General features: G+C 39.4%; 18 protein-coding genes and 1 pseudogene. 6 read left to right on the forward strand and 13 right to left on the reverse strand.

Annotated elements, in window-relative coordinates:
- Nucleotides 1–8 precede the first annotated feature (8 nt).
- Nucleotides 9–662 (forward strand): annotated as a pseudogene (locus tag I5M19_RS11470) (phosphatidylserine decarboxylase family protein); the annotation flags it as partial.
- Between the two features lie 333 nt (nt 663–995).
- Here the strand turns inward: I5M19_RS11470 and rplS are convergent.
- The 8 genes from rplS to I5M19_RS11510 form a co-directional block, all read right to left on the reverse strand.
- Complete coding sequence (gene rplS / locus I5M19_RS11475) at nt 996–1,343, reverse strand: 50S ribosomal protein L19 (RefSeq protein ID WP_200066473.1); 348 nt, start codon at nt 1,341–1,343, stop codon at nt 996–998.
- A 147-nt stretch (nt 1,344–1,490) separates the two neighbouring features.
- Entirely contained in the window at nt 1,491–2,165 is a 675-nt protein-coding gene (trmD, locus tag I5M19_RS11480) for a tRNA (guanosine(37)-N1)-methyltransferase TrmD (RefSeq protein WP_200066474.1), read from the reverse strand.
- A gap of 171 nt (nt 2,166–2,336) precedes the next feature.
- Nucleotides 2,337–2,618 carry a VOC family protein gene (locus I5M19_RS11485; protein ID WP_200066475.1) on the reverse strand — a complete coding sequence of 94 codons (282 nt, stop codon included), beginning with the start codon at nt 2,616–2,618 and terminating at the stop codon, nt 2,337–2,339.
- Between the two features lie 12 nt (nt 2,619–2,630).
- On the reverse strand, nt 2,631–3,020 hold the full coding sequence (locus I5M19_RS11490) for a VOC family protein (protein ID WP_200066476.1): 390 nt from the start codon (nt 3,018–3,020) through the stop codon (nt 2,631–2,633).
- Nucleotides 3,021–3,031: 11 nt separating this feature from the next.
- On the reverse strand, nt 3,032–3,232 hold the full coding sequence (locus tag I5M19_RS11495) for a helix-turn-helix transcriptional regulator (RefSeq protein ID WP_200066477.1): 201 nt from the start codon (nt 3,230–3,232) through the stop codon (nt 3,032–3,034).
- A gap of 27 nt (nt 3,233–3,259) precedes the next feature.
- Nucleotides 3,260–3,715, reverse strand: coding sequence for a hypothetical protein (locus I5M19_RS11500; RefSeq protein ID WP_200066478.1), 456 nt, complete (start codon nt 3,713–3,715; stop codon nt 3,260–3,262).
- A gap of 66 nt (nt 3,716–3,781) precedes the next feature.
- A complete protein-coding gene (gene rimM / locus I5M19_RS11505) occupies nt 3,782–4,309 on the reverse strand; it encodes a ribosome maturation factor RimM (protein WP_200066479.1) in 528 nt (175 codons plus the stop codon).
- 120 nt (nt 4,310–4,429) lie between these two features.
- Nucleotides 4,430–4,966: a 30S ribosomal protein S16 gene (locus I5M19_RS11510; protein WP_200066480.1), complete on the reverse strand. Its 537-nt coding sequence runs from the start codon at nt 4,964–4,966 to the stop codon at nt 4,430–4,432.
- A gap of 277 nt (nt 4,967–5,243) precedes the next feature.
- On the opposite strand from I5M19_RS11510, the gene I5M19_RS11515 reads away from it, so the two are divergent.
- Nucleotides 5,244–7,130, forward strand: a complete 1,887-nt coding sequence (locus I5M19_RS11515) for an SPFH domain-containing protein (RefSeq protein ID WP_200066481.1) — start codon at nt 5,244–5,246, stop codon at nt 7,128–7,130.
- Between the two features lie 90 nt (nt 7,131–7,220).
- Here I5M19_RS11515 and pfkA read toward each other — a convergent pair whose 3' ends face one another.
- From pfkA to I5M19_RS11535, 4 genes are all read right to left on the reverse strand, one after another.
- Nucleotides 7,221–8,198 (reverse strand): 6-phosphofructokinase, encoded by a 978-nt coding sequence (gene pfkA / locus I5M19_RS11520; protein WP_200066482.1) that lies wholly within the window; start codon nt 8,196–8,198, stop codon nt 7,221–7,223.
- Between the two features lie 113 nt (nt 8,199–8,311).
- On the reverse strand, nt 8,312–10,057 hold the full coding sequence (locus I5M19_RS11525; protein ID WP_394370714.1) for a protein-disulfide reductase DsbD family protein: 1,746 nt from the start codon (nt 10,055–10,057) through the stop codon (nt 8,312–8,314).
- Between the two features lie 8 nt (nt 10,058–10,065).
- Nucleotides 10,066–10,518 carry a protein-disulfide reductase DsbD domain-containing protein gene (locus I5M19_RS11530; RefSeq protein ID WP_200066483.1) on the reverse strand — a complete coding sequence of 151 codons (453 nt, stop codon included), beginning with the start codon at nt 10,516–10,518 and terminating at the stop codon, nt 10,066–10,068.
- Between the two features lie 2 nt (nt 10,519–10,520).
- Nucleotides 10,521–11,291, reverse strand: coding sequence for a biotin--[acetyl-CoA-carboxylase] ligase (locus I5M19_RS11535; RefSeq protein WP_200066484.1), 771 nt, complete (start codon nt 11,289–11,291; stop codon nt 10,521–10,523).
- Between the two features lie 47 nt (nt 11,292–11,338).
- Here I5M19_RS11535 and rsfS point away from each other — a divergent pair, with 47 nt between their 5' ends.
- The 3 genes from rsfS to I5M19_RS11550 all read left to right on the forward strand — a co-directional run bounded on the left by rsfS (nt 11,339) and on the right by I5M19_RS11550 (nt 14,590).
- On the forward strand, nt 11,339–11,713 hold the full coding sequence (gene rsfS, locus I5M19_RS11540) for a ribosome silencing factor (RefSeq protein ID WP_200066485.1): 375 nt from the start codon (nt 11,339–11,341) through the stop codon (nt 11,711–11,713).
- A 64-nt stretch (nt 11,714–11,777) separates the two neighbouring features.
- Nucleotides 11,778–13,901, forward strand: a complete 2,124-nt coding sequence (gene ftsH, locus I5M19_RS11545; RefSeq protein WP_200066486.1) for an ATP-dependent zinc metalloprotease FtsH — start codon at nt 11,778–11,780, stop codon at nt 13,899–13,901.
- Between the two features lie 50 nt (nt 13,902–13,951).
- Nucleotides 13,952–14,590 carry a LutC/YkgG family protein gene (locus I5M19_RS11550; protein WP_200066487.1) on the forward strand — a complete coding sequence of 213 codons (639 nt, stop codon included), beginning with the start codon at nt 13,952–13,954 and terminating at the stop codon, nt 14,588–14,590.
- Between the two features lie 32 nt (nt 14,591–14,622).
- Here I5M19_RS11550 and I5M19_RS11555 read toward each other — a convergent pair whose 3' ends face one another.
- A complete protein-coding gene (locus I5M19_RS11555) occupies nt 14,623–15,711 on the reverse strand; it encodes a metallophosphoesterase (protein ID WP_200066488.1) in 1,089 nt (362 codons plus the stop codon).
- 158 nt (nt 15,712–15,869) lie between these two features.
- Between I5M19_RS11555 and I5M19_RS11560 the strand changes: the two genes are divergently transcribed.
- On the forward strand, nt 15,870–16,439 hold the full coding sequence (locus I5M19_RS11560; protein ID WP_200066489.1) for a hypothetical protein: 570 nt from the start codon (nt 15,870–15,872) through the stop codon (nt 16,437–16,439).
- Nucleotide 16,440: the final 1 nt, after the last annotated feature.

A 16,440-nucleotide genomic window follows, 5' to 3' on the forward strand; every position in this document is an offset into this window, starting at 1 on the left:
TAAATACTATGACTATTCATAAAGAGGGTTATACCTCACTCGCCATATGTATATTATTCATTTTTGTAATTAATGCGTTAGTGCATTTTTACTATCCTGATGCGCAGGTATTAAGATGGGTAATTTATATTTTTTCTTTTCTTTTGTTTTTCATTGTTCTCCAGTTTTTCCGTAGCCCGTACCTGCAAATAAATGCCGAAGAAACACAAGTACTTTGCCCTGCCGATGGTAAAGTGGTGGTAATTGAAGAGACCGAAGAAACTGAGTTTTTAAAAGACAGACGCATACAAATATCGGTATTTATGTCGCCGGTAAATGTGCATATTAACCGCAATCCCATAAGTGGCGTTATTAAATATTTTAAATACCATCCTGGTAAATATCTGGTAGCCTGGCATCCAAAATCATCAACAGAAAACGAGCGGACAACAGTTGTAACTGAAAACAGCGAGGGAACGGCCGTTTTGTTCCGGCAGATAGCCGGAGCACTTGCCCGTCGTATTGTTTGGTATGTGAACGAGGGCGACAAAGTAGAACAAGGTCAACAATTTGGTTTTATAAAATTCGGATCAAGGGTGGATATATTCCTGCCCTTGAATTCAAGTATAAATGTGGAGCTTGGCCAAAAAGTTAAAGGCGGACGAACCGTATTAGCTGAGTTACCAAGTGTGGGTACTTATGTTGAGGATATCCCTGAGGACATGGAAATAGCGGACCCATTACATCCGGTAGAAAAAGTTTTATCAGACGAGCATGGGGAGCCAACTATGATAATTGAGCACGATGTTGAAAAACAACCGGCAAAAAAAACAGTTAATAAAGCTCCACGTAAAAAAGCTCCTGCAAAAAAGCCTGTTGCTAAAGCAAAAAACAATAAGCCTGAAGGCGACGATAAGAATAATTAACCAGATATAAATACCGGACAAATAAAAAACCTGCTGTTATAGCAGGTTTTTTATTTATATAGCAGGCCATGGATACGGCCACAGTAAATATTAAACTCTTTTTGACTTGATACGAGCTTTTTTACCGGTAAGTTCGCGTAAGTAAAATAATTTAGCACGACGAACTTTACCATAACTATTCACTAAAATTTTATCAATATTAGGAGAATTGAAAGGGAATATACGTTCAACACCTATACCATTTGACATTTTACGTACTGTAAAGGTTTCACTGTTACCAACACTGTTGCGTTGTATAACTACACCCTGGTAAATCTGAACACGCTCTTTATTACCCTCTCTGATTTTATAGTGTACGCTAACTGTATCTCCGGCTTTGAAAGCGGGAAATTCGTTTTTAACTATTGATTGCTCTTCTACAAATTTTACTAAATCCATGATTTTAAGCTCTTAAAGCGATTTTTAGCCCGTAAAAATCGGATTGCAATTATAGGGATTTTATTTGATAAATAAAAGTCAATATTAAAAATTTCAACATTTTGATTTTTACTAACAAAGTGTCCGATTTTACAGCCCCCTATAATCTTACTCGAGCAGATCTGGCCTACGAGTTTTTGTGCGCTCCATGGCTTGTTCGAAGCGCCACTTTTCTACTTCGGGTGTATTGCCGCTTAATAATATATCAGGAACTTTGTGCCCATTCCAATCGGCAGGGCGAGTATAAACCGGTGCATCCAGCATATTGTCCTGAAATGAATCGGATAAGGCAGATGTTTCATCTGACAAAACACCCGGTATCAGCCGCACTACTGCATCAACTAATATTGCCGCCGGCAGTTCTCCGCCTGATAGTACATAATCACCTATTGATATTTCACGAGTAACGTAAATGTCGCGTATGCGCTGATCTATTCCTTTATAGTGCCCACAAAGGACGATGAAATTTTTTTGGATAGATAAGCGGTTAGCGATCTGCTGATTCAATCGCTCCCCATCGGGCGACATAAAAATCACCTCGTCATAGTCGCGTTCTGCCTTCAGTTTTTCAATACAAGCTGCAAATGGCTGAATGGTCATTACCATGCCGCTACCCCCGCCATAGGGATAATCATCCACGCTTTTTTGTTTTCCGGTTGAATAGTCGCGCAAATTATGCACTACGATTTCGGCAATTCCTTTTTTTTGGGCGCGTTGTAAAATAGAATGGGCAAAAGGGCTCTCTAACAAGCCGGGTAAAACGGTGATGATATCAAAACGCATGTGCAAATATGCTGATTTTAGATTGATGTAGGGTTTTCAGATTTTAAATGTACCGTAATAGCTTTGTCTTTGTTAGTTATTATCCTCCGTGCTGATAAATACTCCATAAATTTCCGGCCGGATCTCTAAAGTGTGCCGTTATCTCAGCAGCATCCTTGTTTATCGGCTGGATTATTTACCGCCATTTTCCTCAATCTCTAATACTGTGGCCTTAGCGTCATCTACCATAATAGAGATTAACAATCCGGCTTCTGTCATTGGGTTGCGATCTTTAACCCATATGCCGCTTACTTCGCCAACACCGTCATCAAAAGAAATATTGCCCTGATTATCGGACCGGATGCTCCAGTTAAAAACCTTGCTAAAAAAATTTGCCGATTGGGTGATATCATTTGCAGGAATTTCTATATAACATACCTTGCCTTTACCAAAAGTTGGTTCTTTATCTTCCATAATTTTGTTTTATTATATTACCATTTGTAGCTGCCACTGATGCCCGAACGGGTCTATCACGGTAGCCTGCCGGTAACCATAATCGTAATCTTGTATCGGGGAAACTATTTTAGCTCCGGCCAATTCGGCTTGTTTAACTACTGCATGTACATCATCAACGAACAGCCCTATTATTACTGTAGTTGCACCGAGTTTTGCCGGGCTAAATGCATGTGAATGCTGCGTTTGTTCATGCAGGTGAAATATAGTGCCATTGATGGATAATTCCGACACATGCACTGTACCATCATCATTACTAAAACGCCTTAACTCGATGGCACCGAAGGCTTTTTCATAGAAACTAATATCGGTTATGCCGTTCGGGATGAAAAGTTCGGGGGCAAAAGTTGGTTTCGCATTCATAATTATTATGGCTAATCTTCATCATCTAAAGTAAATATTTCTTCAACAGGCTTGCCGAATACGCGCGCAATTTTAAGGGCTAATACCGTTGAAGGTACATATTTATTACTTTCTATAGTATTGATAGTTTGCCGTGACACACCAATTGCATCGGCAAGATCCGCCTGGGTAATATTTTTTATAGCGCGTTGCACACGCAAAGTGTTTTTCATTTCAATTTAACTGATTGATAAAATTGGTCACAGGTTCTCCTGATTAACAGGTCGGCCAAGCCAATAAATAACCCACCGGAAGCGTATAATAAAAAATAATAAAGGAACCCATAAATTCAGGCGTAAAACATCAGTAAAATTTATCCCATTGGTAAATATTACACTTAGCGTAAGTAAAAAGTAATTAAGATAAATTGCCCATTGCAAGCAATCGAGCCTAAGTTTTGAGATCTGCTCATCTTCCACTTTTTCTTTTGAAAATGCGATCAAAAACAATCCGCTTAGAACCAATACTGTTGATGCAATAAAAAATAAATGACTATTAGTAAAAAGCAGGGAGTCGCCGGGATTTACAGGTAACCGGTGGCTTTGATCGATATCGGGATTGATGGCCTCCCAGATTGCCCTGACCGGAACGTGAGCAGCTATTAGTGCTAAGCCTACAAAACGTGCTTTGTATGGAAACAACAAATAAGGTTTCATATTTGTAAAGTATATTTTATCAAATGTAAAACAAACTTTACAAAAGTCAAGTATATTTGACAAAATTTATTCGTCTAAATAAACATCTAATAAACCCTCGGGCAGGTCAACTGATACGACTCCTTTAACTACATCAATACCTTTTATAATATTTTCGTTTAGCGGAAAAAGCACCTCGTTGTTTTTAAAATTAACCATTGCTATTAGTTGCTGAGGGAATTCATGTATGTCAATGATCTCCCCTAACTCCCCTTCATAAATATCTACAGCAATAAACCCTTTCAGGTCTTTCAGCGTAAATTCACTCTTTTTCTTCTTGGGCTTAAGTTTATTGGGCAGGTAGATGTCCTTTTTAACTAAAACAGCGGCTTTTTCGATAGTATCAATATCCTCCAGATACAAATAGGCTATATTTTTAGGAGCGTATTTTATCGACTCTACAAAAAAAGGCACCAGCTTACCGGCTATATCCAAAAAAACAGAGGAAATGTTAATAGTATCCGCACCATCAAAATCGATGTATAATTGTAGTTCGCCCTTCAGTCCTTTGGTCTTTAGTACACTTCCTATTCTGAAACAATCTTCGGTTTTCATATGATCAGGTGCTTTAAATAACAATGGCGAAGAACCTGTTGGTACTTCGCCATTGTTGTATAGCTTATTCAGTTGATAAACTCAGGAAGTTTCCCGCTTTCATCTCCTGTTTATATTAAATTATTCAGCGCTTTCGGCTTCGCCTTCAGTCTCAGCAGCTGCCTCATCAACAGGAGCTTCTTCTACTTCTTCGGCTGGTGGCGTATTTTTAGCTGCAATAGCTGCCGCTCTGTCTTCTTTCTTTTTAGCTTCAGCAATTAATGCTGCTTTGCGTGCTTCGTCCTTTGCAGCATTAAGGTTAGATTTTTTGCCGGTGATCTTGCTGTCTTTCTGGTCAAGCCATTCTGCAAATTTAGTATCTGCCTGTTCTTGAGTTAACGCACCTTTTTGAACACCGCCTTGTAAGTGCTTTTTGTATAATACACCCTTATAAGATAGTATTGCACGGCAGGTATCGGTTGGCTGTGCACCATTATTTACCCAATCAAGGGTTTTATCAAAATTGATGTCGATAGTAGCCGGGTTGGTGTTAGGGTTGTATGAACCTATACGCTCAATAAAACGACCGTCTCTTGGAGCGCGGCCATCTGCTACTACAATATAGTAAAAAGGTTTTCCTTTTTTACCGTGTCTTTGCAGTCTGATCTTAGTTGCCATTTTTTATTTTTATGTATTCAACATTATCCCCGGAGTTCTTTCTGCGGGGACGCAAAGGTATAAAAAATAATAATAATTTAAAAGCCTAATATTTAATTGCATACAACAGTTTGTGCTAAATACTTAATGCGTTTACATCTAATAATCGTATCGTGGGTTGTAACATCTAAATTGTCCCAATATCTAATATTCACTATATAGCCAAGGTCACAATAAAGCTATAAGTTTTGTGAGGGAGCCGCACCTTAAGGTTCCCGGTAATTAATCAATTAATAAAATGTATAATCCTGTTTTACAATTCTGGTGGGTATTGCCTGTAGTTGCTACCCTCCTGGTGTACAAATCTGTACTTCGTGTATTTTTCGGCATGATCATCGTTCCGGATAATCGTATTGGCCTGGTTATTAAAAAATTTACCCTATACGGTGATAAGCGAATGCCCGACGGGCGTATTATTGCTACCCGCGGCGAAGCCGGTATGCAGGCTAAACCACTGGCTCCGGGGCTTTACTGGCGCATGTGGCCTTGGCAATATGTTATCAAAATGGAACCTTTCATTATTATTGAACAGGGAAACCTGGGACTGGTAAAAGCCAAAGGTGGTGAAATATTGGATTCCGGCAGGGTGCTTGGTCGCCCGGTTGAGTGCGATAAATTTCAGGATGCTGTAGCTTTTTTAGAAAATAAAGGCCAAAAGGGTCCGCAAGCCGCTTTTTTAACACCCGGAAGTTATCGCATAAATACTTTTTTATTTGATATCGAAAAAGTTCCGGTTACTCATATTCATGAAAACAAAGTGGGTATTGTTACCACACTTGACGGCGAACCACTTGAAAAAGGAGAGATAGCCGGTGGATCGGTAGGTGGACACCGCAACTATCAGGACCCGATGGCATTTATAAGTGCCGGCGGGAAAAAAGGATTGCAGGAAGATGTAATATTAGCAGGCACCTATTACCTGAATCCGTGGTTTGTATTGGTAGAGCAGGTTAATATGATACATATACCCATAGGTTATGTAGGCGTGGTGAACTCATTTGTTGGCCCAGAGGGCAACGATACAAGCGGCGATGCTTTTAAACACGGCAACATTGTGAAAAAGTATGATAAAGGCGTTTGGTGTGAACCGCTGGATCCGGGTAAGCACCCTATGAATATTTACACCCATTCGGTAGAGATAGTACCAACAACCAATATTGTGTTGAACTGGGCAAACAGCCGCAGCGAGGCACACGAACTGGATAAAAACCTGTGTACAATAACTGTACGCTCGTCTGATGGGTTTACTTTTAACCTGGATGTATCGCAAATTATTCATATCCCCCGCAATGAAGCGCCAAAGGTTATTGCCCGTTTTGGTAACACCAAAAATCTGGTGTCGCAGGTATTGGAGCCTACCATTGCAAACTATTTCAGAAACTCTGCACAAAAAAGCGATGTGATAGAGTTCCTTACTAATCGTTCGCAAAGGCAAAATGATGCAAAAGACCACATTAGTAAAGTATTGGCAGACTATAATGTTGTTGGTGTAGATACGCTTATTGGAGACATAGTACCACCCGAAGCGTTAATGAAAACATTAACCGACCGTAAAATAGCTGAACAGGAACGAGTGACTTATGAAACCCAAAAAAGCGCCCAAATTGAGCGTAAGGAATTTGAAAGTGCCAAGGCTGGTGCTGACATGCAACCCGAAGTAGTAAAATCTACCCGTCAGGTTGAAATCAATACGCAAATGGCGGCTTCAAAGGTTGCTGCAGCAAAGGGTGATGCTGAATCGCGGATCATAAATGCAAAAGCTGAAGCCGAAAATAAAACCATTATTGCAAAAGCCGATGCCGAAGCTAAAACTATAAATGCTAAGGCTGACGCAGCAGCAACCGAAGTAAATGGTAGCGCTGATGCAGGTAAAATTAAGGCAATAGGCCTTGCCGAAGCCGAAGTTACCAAACAAAAAACCGAAGCAATGGGTATTGAACAATACGCCATAGTGCGGGTTGCTGAAGCCTTAGCAACGAATGGTATTAAATTGGTACCTGAAATACTGGTTAACGGCAGGGATGGCAACGGCAATGGTATGATTGACGCGCTGATAGGCAACGAGATGCTTAAAAAGCTGCAAAGAGAAAGCTATACCGAAGAAGCACAACAGCCGGACAAGTAAATCCGGTTGTTTAATAGCTGCATGCAAAAGAAAAAGCCATTCCGTAGTGGGATGGCTTTTCTTTTAACTTTTAAAATCTGTTTTATACTTTTAAATTGATAATATCTCTACTATCCTTAGCAGGTTGTTATTAATTTCGTTATGATGCTTGGTAGAAAGTTCAAAAGGTGTATATGATATTTCGTTATGAATAACTCCGATCATTTCATTACGATGACCATCGCGTAAAGCCTCTACTGCTGCAACCCCTATCCGGCTTGCCAGTACCCTATCCATACAGGTTGGCTTACCGCCGCGTTGTATATGCCCTAATATTGACACACGGGTGTCATATTGAGGAAACTTCTCCTTTACCTTTCGGCCTATTTCAAAGGCGCCGCCTACATCATCTCCTTCAGCAACCATTACAATTTTCGATGCTTTATCCTGCCGGCCTGTTTCTAATCGTTTCAAAAGCTCTGCTGTTCCTTGTTTTGATTCCGGTATAATTATAGCTTCCGCACCCGACGCAATTCCTGTTCTTAAAGCAATAAGCCCACAATCGCGACCCATCACCTCAACAATAAATACCCTGTTGTGTGATTCTGCCGTATCTCTTATTTTATCAACAGCATCTATTACCGTATTTATTGCAGTATCGTATCCAATGGTAAAATCCGTACCGAACAAATCGTTATCTATAGTACCCGGCACGCCAACTACAGGCATATCATATTCAGCCCCAAATATACGGGCCCCGTTAAATGTACCATCCCCGCCAATCGCAACCAAACCATCTATGCCATGTTTTACTAACTGATCGTAAGCTAATCTACGTCCTTCGGCAGTTCTGAACTGCTCACTACGACCGGTTTTCAACATAGTGCCACCCCGTTGCAAAATATTCGCAACAGATTTTACATCCATAGCAAAAAGTTCACCATTGATCATCCCCTCATATCCTCGACGAATACCAATAACCTCAATATTATAATACTTGGCTGAACGTACAACGGCTCTTATAGCGGCATTCATACCGGGAGAGTCGCCGCCTGATGTAAAAACTCCTATTCTTTTGATCTGCGTCATGTTTGTTTGAAACGCCCTTTTATATGTAAAAATGTACTTATTAAATGAATTGCAATTGTTGATGCCAATAACGACACTTCCCTGCAAACTTGGGGCGAATTTACATTAATTTTTTACCGATTCTTATTTTTATAGGCATCAATTCCACTATCAAGAAATTTTATATAGCTGCTTATATTCTCATCAGACCCACTTGGCGGCACTAATAAATTGCCCTCGCTATCTAATATTACATAATATGGCTGTGAGTTGGAATTAAATCGGTAAGCTTCAAACTCGCTCCATTTTTTTCCGATGGCCGTTATCTTTTTCCCTGTGTATTTTGATATTACCTGATCTGCAGGCAGCAGGTCAGCTTTATCATCTACGACCAATTGTAACATTACAAAATCATTTTTCAACCGTTTAAAAACTTCCGGATCTGACCACACATTCGCTTCCATTTCCCTACAGTTCACACAGTTGAACCCAGTGAAATCAATAAATACAGGTTTGTGTAATTCTTTTGAAACTTGCAGTGCCTGATCATAGTCATACCAGGCATCAAGGCCCCTTGTTTTAATTCGGTCGTAGTTACCATCGTATTTTTTCTTTTTAATACTCGTTTGCTGTTCGGTGGCAGCTGACACTGTATTGCCCCCACCAGGAACAGGCAGCAAATTGAAATCCTGAGTGGCTTCTGGTGGAAGAAATGCACTTATTGATTTTAAAGGGGCTCCCCATAAACCCGGTATCATATAAATAACAAATGCAAAAACACCTATTGATAAAAACACCCGCGGAATAGAAAGATACTTTACATCACTATCGTGTGAAAATTTAATCTTACCTATTAAATAAAGTCCTAACAGCAGCCCGATAGCTATCCATATCGATAAAAATATTTCCCTGTCAAACCAATCCCAGTGATAGGCAAGATCAACATTTGAAAGAAACTTAAGCGCAAAAGCTAATTCTAAAAACCCTAGTACCACTTTCACGCTATTAAGCCATCCCCCTGATTTTGGAAGACTTTTTAAAGCCGAAGGGAATAATGCAAAAATTGTAAATGGTAGTGCTAGCGCAACAGAAAACCCAAACATCCCCATAGCCGGACCCAGCCTATCTCCTTTTGCTGCCGCATCAACCAATAAAGTTCCGATAATGGGTCCTGTACAGGAGAAAGAAACCACTACCAATGTGGAGGCCATAAAAAAAATTCCTGCTAAACCGCCTTTGTCCGCATTTTGATCGAGTTTGTTCGCCAATGAACTCGGCAGCGTAATCTCAAAGGCACCCAAAAATGATATGCCAAATACAATAAGCAGCAGAAAGAAAAATATGTTAAAAACCCCGTTTGTTGCTATTTCATTTAAAGCCGTGGAGCCAAAAATTATAGATATTAGCAAGCCCAGTGTTACATAAATTATAATAATGGATACTCCGTATATAAGAGATTGCACAACACCCTTACTGCGTGATCCGCTTTTTTTAGTAAAAAAGCTTACTGTTAATGGCAATAATGGATATATACAGGGCAATATTACCGCTGTAAAACCACCCAAAAGGCCCTCAATAAAAATTTGCCAAAGTGTTTTAGGCACTGTTTTATTTTCGGCATTCGCTTTATCAGTGATCGCTTGCGCCTGAGCCATAGCATCCAATGTGGCTTTTTTAGCAGTATCGGTCATTTTAGCTTGCGCTGCTGCAATGCTATCTGCAGGAGTGGGTATATCCGTAAATTGTATATCCTCGGTCGAAACAGTATCAACTGGTTGTTGTGCAGCCCTTGCTGCTGGCATTAAAGCCATAAATACGAACAACATTAAAAAAAACGAAAATTTAGCCGTTCGTAAGCTGCGTTTGGTAGCTGGCGTCATTATTTTTATTATTTACCCAATGGAATGGAAAATTCAACTTCTTCAGGTGGCAGGCACTTACTATCATTACATGTCATATATTCCAGCTTGCCGCTTACTGAGGTTGCCTTAGCTGAATTTAATTTTATTTTTTGTTGAAAAACCACTGCGTTTTCAAAATAACTCACATTCATACTAAACGACTTTTCATATTTGGTTTGCGGTTTTGGTTCAATAGTTTTACCAAGGGGCACATAATCCTTGGATTTAGCATAGGTAAAAGAAGTCCTTATCGGCCCGCCGTCTTTTACCGTTTGCGAATATATATGCCAGCCTGGTTCAATAACAGCCTTTAAAAAAACAACCGCTTCCTTACTGTTTATTTTTTTTGCAGCATACTGCCATTTAACGGGTGTTTCAATCTGGGCATAAGCGCTTGCGCTAATTACCAAAACTGTTAATAATACTAATATTCGTTTCATAATTACTTGTTTAAAAATTCTATTTCCTTTAAATTGTATGATTCTTCAGTGCCCTCACGCTCAACTACTAAAAGGCCATTATCCATAACTCTTATTATTTTACCTGTAAACTTGTTATCATTTGACCTGAAATCCCTTACTTCGTTTAACCAATATAGTCGGCTTTGATATAAATCCCTTACAAGGTCTATTCTTCCGGCTTTAACGTGCAGATAATAAACTTCTATATAACTGCAAATTTGTGATAATATGTTCCTTAAATCATAATCTTTATGTAATATCTGTTTTAACGATACAGCATTCGTGGTATTTTCCCCAAAGTTTTGCTGGTTTATATTAAGTCCTATGCCAATAACGGAAGATTTTAATTGTCCGCCCTGTATCATATTTTCTATCAGCATTCCACCCAATTTACCACTGTCACAATATATATCATTAGGCCATTTTATTTTCAACCTGTCACCCAATAATGGCTGTAGTGCATCAAAAACACCTAAACTGACCACTCTTGTTAAATCAAACTGTTGTGCTACAGGGATAAATACAGGATTTAATAACAGGCTAAAGGTTAGGTTTTTACCTGCCTCTGCATGCCAAACATTATCTCGCTGGCCCCTTCCGGCATATTGGCTTTCTGCCATAATGACCGTTCCTTCAGGTACTGGCTTGGAATTTGACAATAAATTCTTCAGGAAATTGTTGGTAGAGTCAACTTCTTTAAGTGTTACTAAATTTTGTCCAACAAATAATCCTGAAATTATGTTATTTTGCAACGTATAATAAATTAAAAACCAAAATCGTTCAAAACTAATTCTTTTTGATGGTAAAAAACAAAGTGTTAAATGAATCGTCCTATATTTCTGAGCTTGCCATACATGGCATACAGGAAAAAAAGGGAAATGATATTATAAGACTTGATCTTCGTAATATATATAGTTCGGTTGCTGATTATTTTGTAATTAGCCATGCCGACTCCGCCACACAGGTAAAAGCTATAGCTAATAGTGTAGAGGAAGAGATTTTTAAAGCCTTACAACAAGAGCCCTGGAGAAAAGAAGGCCTTGAGTATGGCGAATGGATACTGCTGGATTATGTTGATGTAGTTATACACATCTTCAGGACTGATAAACGCGAGTTTTATGGTGTTGAAGACCTATGGGGTGATGCTGAAATAAAAAGCTATAAAAGTGCTTAAGCAAGCTCAAAATTTTACCAGCTAAAAAAACAAGTTATTGATTGTAAGTTGAGCTTATAAAAAAATGAAAGATAAAGATAATAACGCAGATAGCCCAAAACCAACGAGGAAAGTGCCAAATAAAAAAATTACCCCAAAGCCGCCTAAATTTAATTTTATGTGGCTTTATGCAATTGCAATAATAGGTCTGCTGGTTGTACCAACCTTGTTTGGTGGCAGCATTGGTAAGCAAATTGATTTTAAACGGTTTAGTAACCAAATGCTTAAACAACGTGATGTTGATCATATTGTGGCATACAAAAATGGCGACCTTATAACTGCAGAAGTTTATATAAAAAAGGATAGTCTAAGTAAACCACAGTATGCCGATGCTAACAAAAATCAACGTAGTTTAAGCATGTCATCAGATGAACCTCAGTATAATTTTACTGACGCCTCATATGAAAGCTTGAAACAATCCATAGCTGCCGCGGAAAAAGATATGCCCGATTCGCAAAAAACTCCTATAGAGTATCAGCAGGGAAAAGAAAATCTTTTATCGAACTGGCTTGTGCAATGCATTATAATGGCAGTGCTGCTGGTGGGTGTATGGATGTTTATAATGCGCCGGATGGGCGGTGGTAGCGGTGGCGGGCCAGGCGGTCAGATATTTAACATCGGTAAGTCAAAAGCTACCCTGTTTGATAAGGAAGCGCAGGTGTCGGTAACGTTTAATGATGTTGCCGGACTTGAGGAAGCCAAACAAGAAGTGATGGAAATTGTAGATTTCCTTAAAAACCCTAAAAAATATACAAATTTAGGTGGTAAAATACCTAAAGGGGCATTATTGATAGGTGCACCAGGTACCGGTAAAACCTTGTTAGCAAAAGCTGTTGCAGGTGAAGCCCAGGTGCCTTTCTTTTCATTGTCAGGGTCTGATTTCGTTGAAATGTTTGTGGGGGTTGGAGCATCGCGTGTACGTGACTTGTTCCGCCAGGCAAAAGATAAAGCACCATGTATCATATTTATTGATGAGATTGATGCTATTGGCCGTGCTCGCGGAAAAAACAATATAGTTGGAGGCAACGATGAACGCGAGAATACGCTAAACCAACTGCTGGTAGAAATGGATGGTTTCGGTACGGATTCGGGTATTATTATACTTGCTGCTACCAATCGACCTGACGTTTTAGATTCAGCGTTGCTACGTCCGGGACGTTTTGACAGGCAGGTTTCTATAGATAAGCCCGACTTAGTGGGTCGCGAACAAATATTTAAGGTACACTTAAAGCCTGTTAAACTGTCAGAAGGGGTAGACGCTAAGAAATTATCGGCACAAACTCCCGGATTCGCCGGTGCTGAAATAGCTAATGTTTGTAACGAAGCAGCCCTTATTGCTGCACGTAGAAACAAGGAAGCTGTTGACATGCAGGATTTTCAGGATGCTATTGACCGTGTCATAGGCGGCTTAGAAAAGAAAAACAAGATCATATCTCCGGAAGAAAAGCGAATTGTGGCTTATCACGAAGCCGGACACGCTATTGCGGGATGGTTTTTAGAGCACGCCGACCCGCTGGTAAAAGTATCTATCGTACCTCGGGGAGTGGCTGCTTTAGGTTACGCCCAATATCTTCCTAAAGAACAATTTCTGTACACAACAGAGCAATTGTTAGATGGCATGTGCATGACATTAGGTGGCAGGGTTGCTGAAGACATTACCTTTGGAAAAATATCAACCGGAGCACAAAATGATTTAGAACGTATTACTAAACTCGCTTATGCTATGGTAACCATTTATGGTATGAACGAGAAGGTTGGTAATATTTCATTTAATGATACCCAGGGAGAATATCAGTTTAATAAACCATATTCTGAAAAAACATCGGAATTAATAGATAACGAAGTTCGTAATCAAATAAATGAGGTTTATCAGCGCACGAAGCAATTGTTGATAGACAAACGTGAGGGTTTAGAAAAGCTGGCCAATAAGCTGATAGAGAAAGAAATACTTTTTCAATCAGATCTGGAAGAGTTATTGGGTAAGCGCCCGTTTGACAATCGCACCACATATGATGAGTTTGTAAATGGTGAAGGAGAATCAAACCAAGATCCTGTGGCTCAAAATTTGGTTCACGAGGGGGTTGGTGATCATTCAGGTACGTTTGAAAGAAAACAGCCCGAAAAAGGTACCGGCACCGATAAGGAATAATTATTTAGCCGAAAGCTTCTAAACACAAGCTTTCGGCTTTTAAATTATATATGAGGGATACTACCACACCTAAAGAGAAGCTACTTAAAAAAGTACGTAAAGCACTTTTAGAAAAAAGGGATAACCCTTATCCCAATCTGGAGGACAAGCCCCATTATCCGCCCACCCAGGAAATGCTGGAAGTGCTATTTGCTGAGGAATTTTTAGCGGTTTCGGGGCAGTTTGCGTTTTGCGAGGATGAGGTTCAGTTTATTGAGAGTCTTATTAACCTGGCCCAGGAGCGCAACTGGCATAAAATATATTGCTGGGAACCCGCGCTGCAGGAAATACTTAAGCTTTACGAATATCCTTTTTTTGAGACTGATAAAGAGTTTGAGCAAGCTGAGGTGGGCTTTACCCTTTGTGAAGCTTTAATTGCACGCAATGGCAGTGTAATGCTGTCAAATGGCAATGCAGCGGGGCGCAGGTTAAGTATTTACCCTCCCGTTCATATTGTGCTGGCATATACCAATCAGTTAGTGCTTGATCTTAAGGATGGATTTAAATTGATTAAGGAAAAATACGGTAACCGATTGCCCTCTATGATAACTAATGTTACCGGCCCAAGCCGCACTGCTGATATCGAAAAAACTTTGGTATTAGGTGCTCATGGGCCAAAGGAAGTGTTTGTTTTCCTTTTAGATAGTTAATCTATAACAAATCTGGGTGGCTGTTAGTTCTGTTACTCCAATCTTAATTCTTCAAGTTTACACTCTTCCAGTACATAACGTTTACTTGCTTTTCCACTACCTGTCCATTTTATGAGCCGAATAAACCCTTCTGCTATTTCTATTCCGGTAATATCACCATCGTCAAAACAACAGCAACCCGTATTAAAATACGTATCTAAATAACCATTAAAATCCGGCATTTTTTCGCCCTCAATATGCAGAGAAGTTATTTTTTCTTCCAACTCCTGTATTCTGGCAGTGTCTTGTATCTTCTTTGCATCCGATAACGCCTCATAAAGCGATTCCAGGTGTGTAAATGATCTGAAAACTGGCTGATGTGTATGCCCGGTTATTAAAAGCATGTCTTGTTGTTTGGAACTCCACTCGTACATCATTCTGTTATGATCGGTTTTTAATTGATTATTAAAAGCCGGTGTATTAGGATTAATATGTAAATAACCTTGTATTGGCCCCCAGATATCTGACACAAACCATTTGCTGAACCAATTACCATCACTTTGCAGATCACCCTGGTGACCATGTGTCATAAACACTGACAGTGGCTTATTATTTATGGTAGTTTGTAATATTATTCCCTCGTAGATCCGGATAGCCTTATCATAAATTTGCATTAAGCTTACAGTTGCAAGCGGATCGTTCCCCCAGTAAAGATCATGATTGCCAAATATCTTTATAAATGCATCCTGTTGAATAAACTTTTTTTCTTGTTTAAAAGTGGCTTTATTGTGCCTTTTTACCGAAACAAATAAATTCTCCCACAGTTCTTCGCTATCGCCCAAATTGATATAAGTAAACTTGTTTTCGAAGTAGTATTCCAGCGCACTAAGATATGCCTTTTCGCACCCGGCAAACATATCTGCACCATCACGTGCCCCTTTATGCTGATCTGATAATATAATAAACCTGTCGCTTTGAACATCAAAAGACACCACCTTGCCTTTTTTACCAGGTTCAGCTAAAATAGCTTTATGTAATTTGCTAAGTGCTTTATATACCCTTTCTTTTTTAGGGCGGGAAGAAAATTTTGCCGTCAGGCGAATAACCGGCTTGTATAGTAACCTTTGTAAGAAACGACGCATGTGTGGTAAACGTTTATGCTGATAGTTTGTGTTAAGCGCAACTTACTCAAATCAACGTACTAATAGCCAAGTTAAAATACCGTTAAAATACGGGGTGGATAAAAAAGCGAAAACCTTGTACATTAGTTTTAATAAACTTAAACCAAAAACTCATTTTTATGAAAAATTTCCCATTAATTATTATTTGTTTAATTGCCGGTGTTGTTATTGGTTACTTTATTCCCCGCCATCAAGCGTGTGATATTAAAGCGACGGCTTCGGATAGTACTTCTTTAAAAGAACAGGCCGATAACAACGAAACCCCGCATGTAATGTTAAGTGCAAGTCAACCTGCATCTTTACAGGGCTTTACAGAGACAACGATAACCGCTGCACAAGCAAAAAATATGATAAAGCTATTTAAAACTCAAAATTCCGCTGATATCAGAAATGGCCAGGGTATGTATAGCGAGGATATTAAAGGAAATAAGAACGAAGTAGGCGGATTTGTAATTTCGAGGGCAGCAATAGAAAACATATTTAAAACGGATGATTGCAACGGTATAAGAATATATTTTGCAAAACATCCTAAATATTTAGATACAAAATCGCGGGTTTTCACAATAATTTTTGCCGGCACAAAACCGAGCGCAAATAAAGGTGTCGACTCAACAGGCCTTGATATTGAAGCTCCTATTTACGACCATGTTGACCCGTGTCCTAACAATTGCGGACAGCTATTTAATTAAA

The sequence above is a fragment of the Mucilaginibacter segetis genome, assembly GCF_016522075.1.
GTDB classification, from domain to species: Bacteria; Bacteroidota; Bacteroidia; order Sphingobacteriales; family Sphingobacteriaceae; genus Mucilaginibacter; species Mucilaginibacter segetis.

Bases quoted from the DNA above. Each gene is read 5' to 3' on its own strand.
- I5M19_RS11495 (WP_200066477.1), bottom strand. From the start codon at position 3,232: ATGAAAAACACTTTGCGTGTGCAACGCGCTATAAAAAATATTACCCAG.
- I5M19_RS11555 (WP_200066488.1), bottom strand. From the start codon at position 15,711: ATGCGTCGTTTCTTACAAAGGTTACTATACAAGCCGGTTATTCGCCTG.
- rsfS (WP_200066485.1), top strand. From the start codon at position 11,339: ATGGTAAAAAACAAAGTGTTAAATGAATCGTCCTATATTTCTGAGCTT.
- I5M19_RS11525 (WP_394370714.1), bottom strand. From the start codon at position 10,057: ATGACGCCAGCTACCAAACGCAGCTTACGAACGGCTAAATTTTCGTTT.
- rplS (WP_200066473.1), bottom strand. From the start codon at position 1,343: ATGGATTTAGTAAAATTTGTAGAAGAGCAATCAATAGTTAAAAACGAA.
- I5M19_RS11485 (WP_200066475.1), bottom strand. From the start codon at position 2,618: ATGGAAGATAAAGAACCAACTTTTGGTAAAGGCAAGGTATGTTATATA.
- I5M19_RS11550 (WP_200066487.1), top strand. From the start codon at position 13,952: ATGAGGGATACTACCACACCTAAAGAGAAGCTACTTAAAAAAGTACGT.
- I5M19_RS11510 (WP_200066480.1), bottom strand. From the start codon at position 4,966: ATGGCAACTAAGATCAGACTGCAAAGACACGGTAAAAAAGGAAAACCT.
- I5M19_RS11515 (WP_200066481.1), top strand. From the start codon at position 5,244: ATGTATAATCCTGTTTTACAATTCTGGTGGGTATTGCCTGTAGTTGCT.
- I5M19_RS11560 (WP_200066489.1), top strand. From the start codon at position 15,870: ATGAAAAATTTCCCATTAATTATTATTTGTTTAATTGCCGGTGTTGTT.
- rimM (WP_200066479.1), bottom strand. From the start codon at position 4,309: ATGAAAACCGAAGATTGTTTCAGAATAGGAAGTGTACTAAAGACCAAA.
- I5M19_RS11490 (WP_200066476.1), bottom strand. From the start codon at position 3,020: ATGAATGCGAAACCAACTTTTGCCCCCGAACTTTTCATCCCGAACGGC.
- I5M19_RS11500 (WP_200066478.1), bottom strand. From the start codon at position 3,715: ATGAAACCTTATTTGTTGTTTCCATACAAAGCACGTTTTGTAGGCTTA.
- trmD (WP_200066474.1), bottom strand. From the start codon at position 2,165: ATGCGTTTTGATATCATCACCGTTTTACCCGGCTTGTTAGAGAGCCCT.
- I5M19_RS11530 (WP_200066483.1), bottom strand. From the start codon at position 10,518: ATGAAACGAATATTAGTATTATTAACAGTTTTGGTAATTAGCGCAAGC.
- ftsH (WP_200066486.1), top strand. From the start codon at position 11,778: ATGAAAGATAAAGATAATAACGCAGATAGCCCAAAACCAACGAGGAAA.
- pfkA (WP_200066482.1), bottom strand. From the start codon at position 8,198: ATGACGCAGATCAAAAGAATAGGAGTTTTTACATCAGGCGGCGACTCT.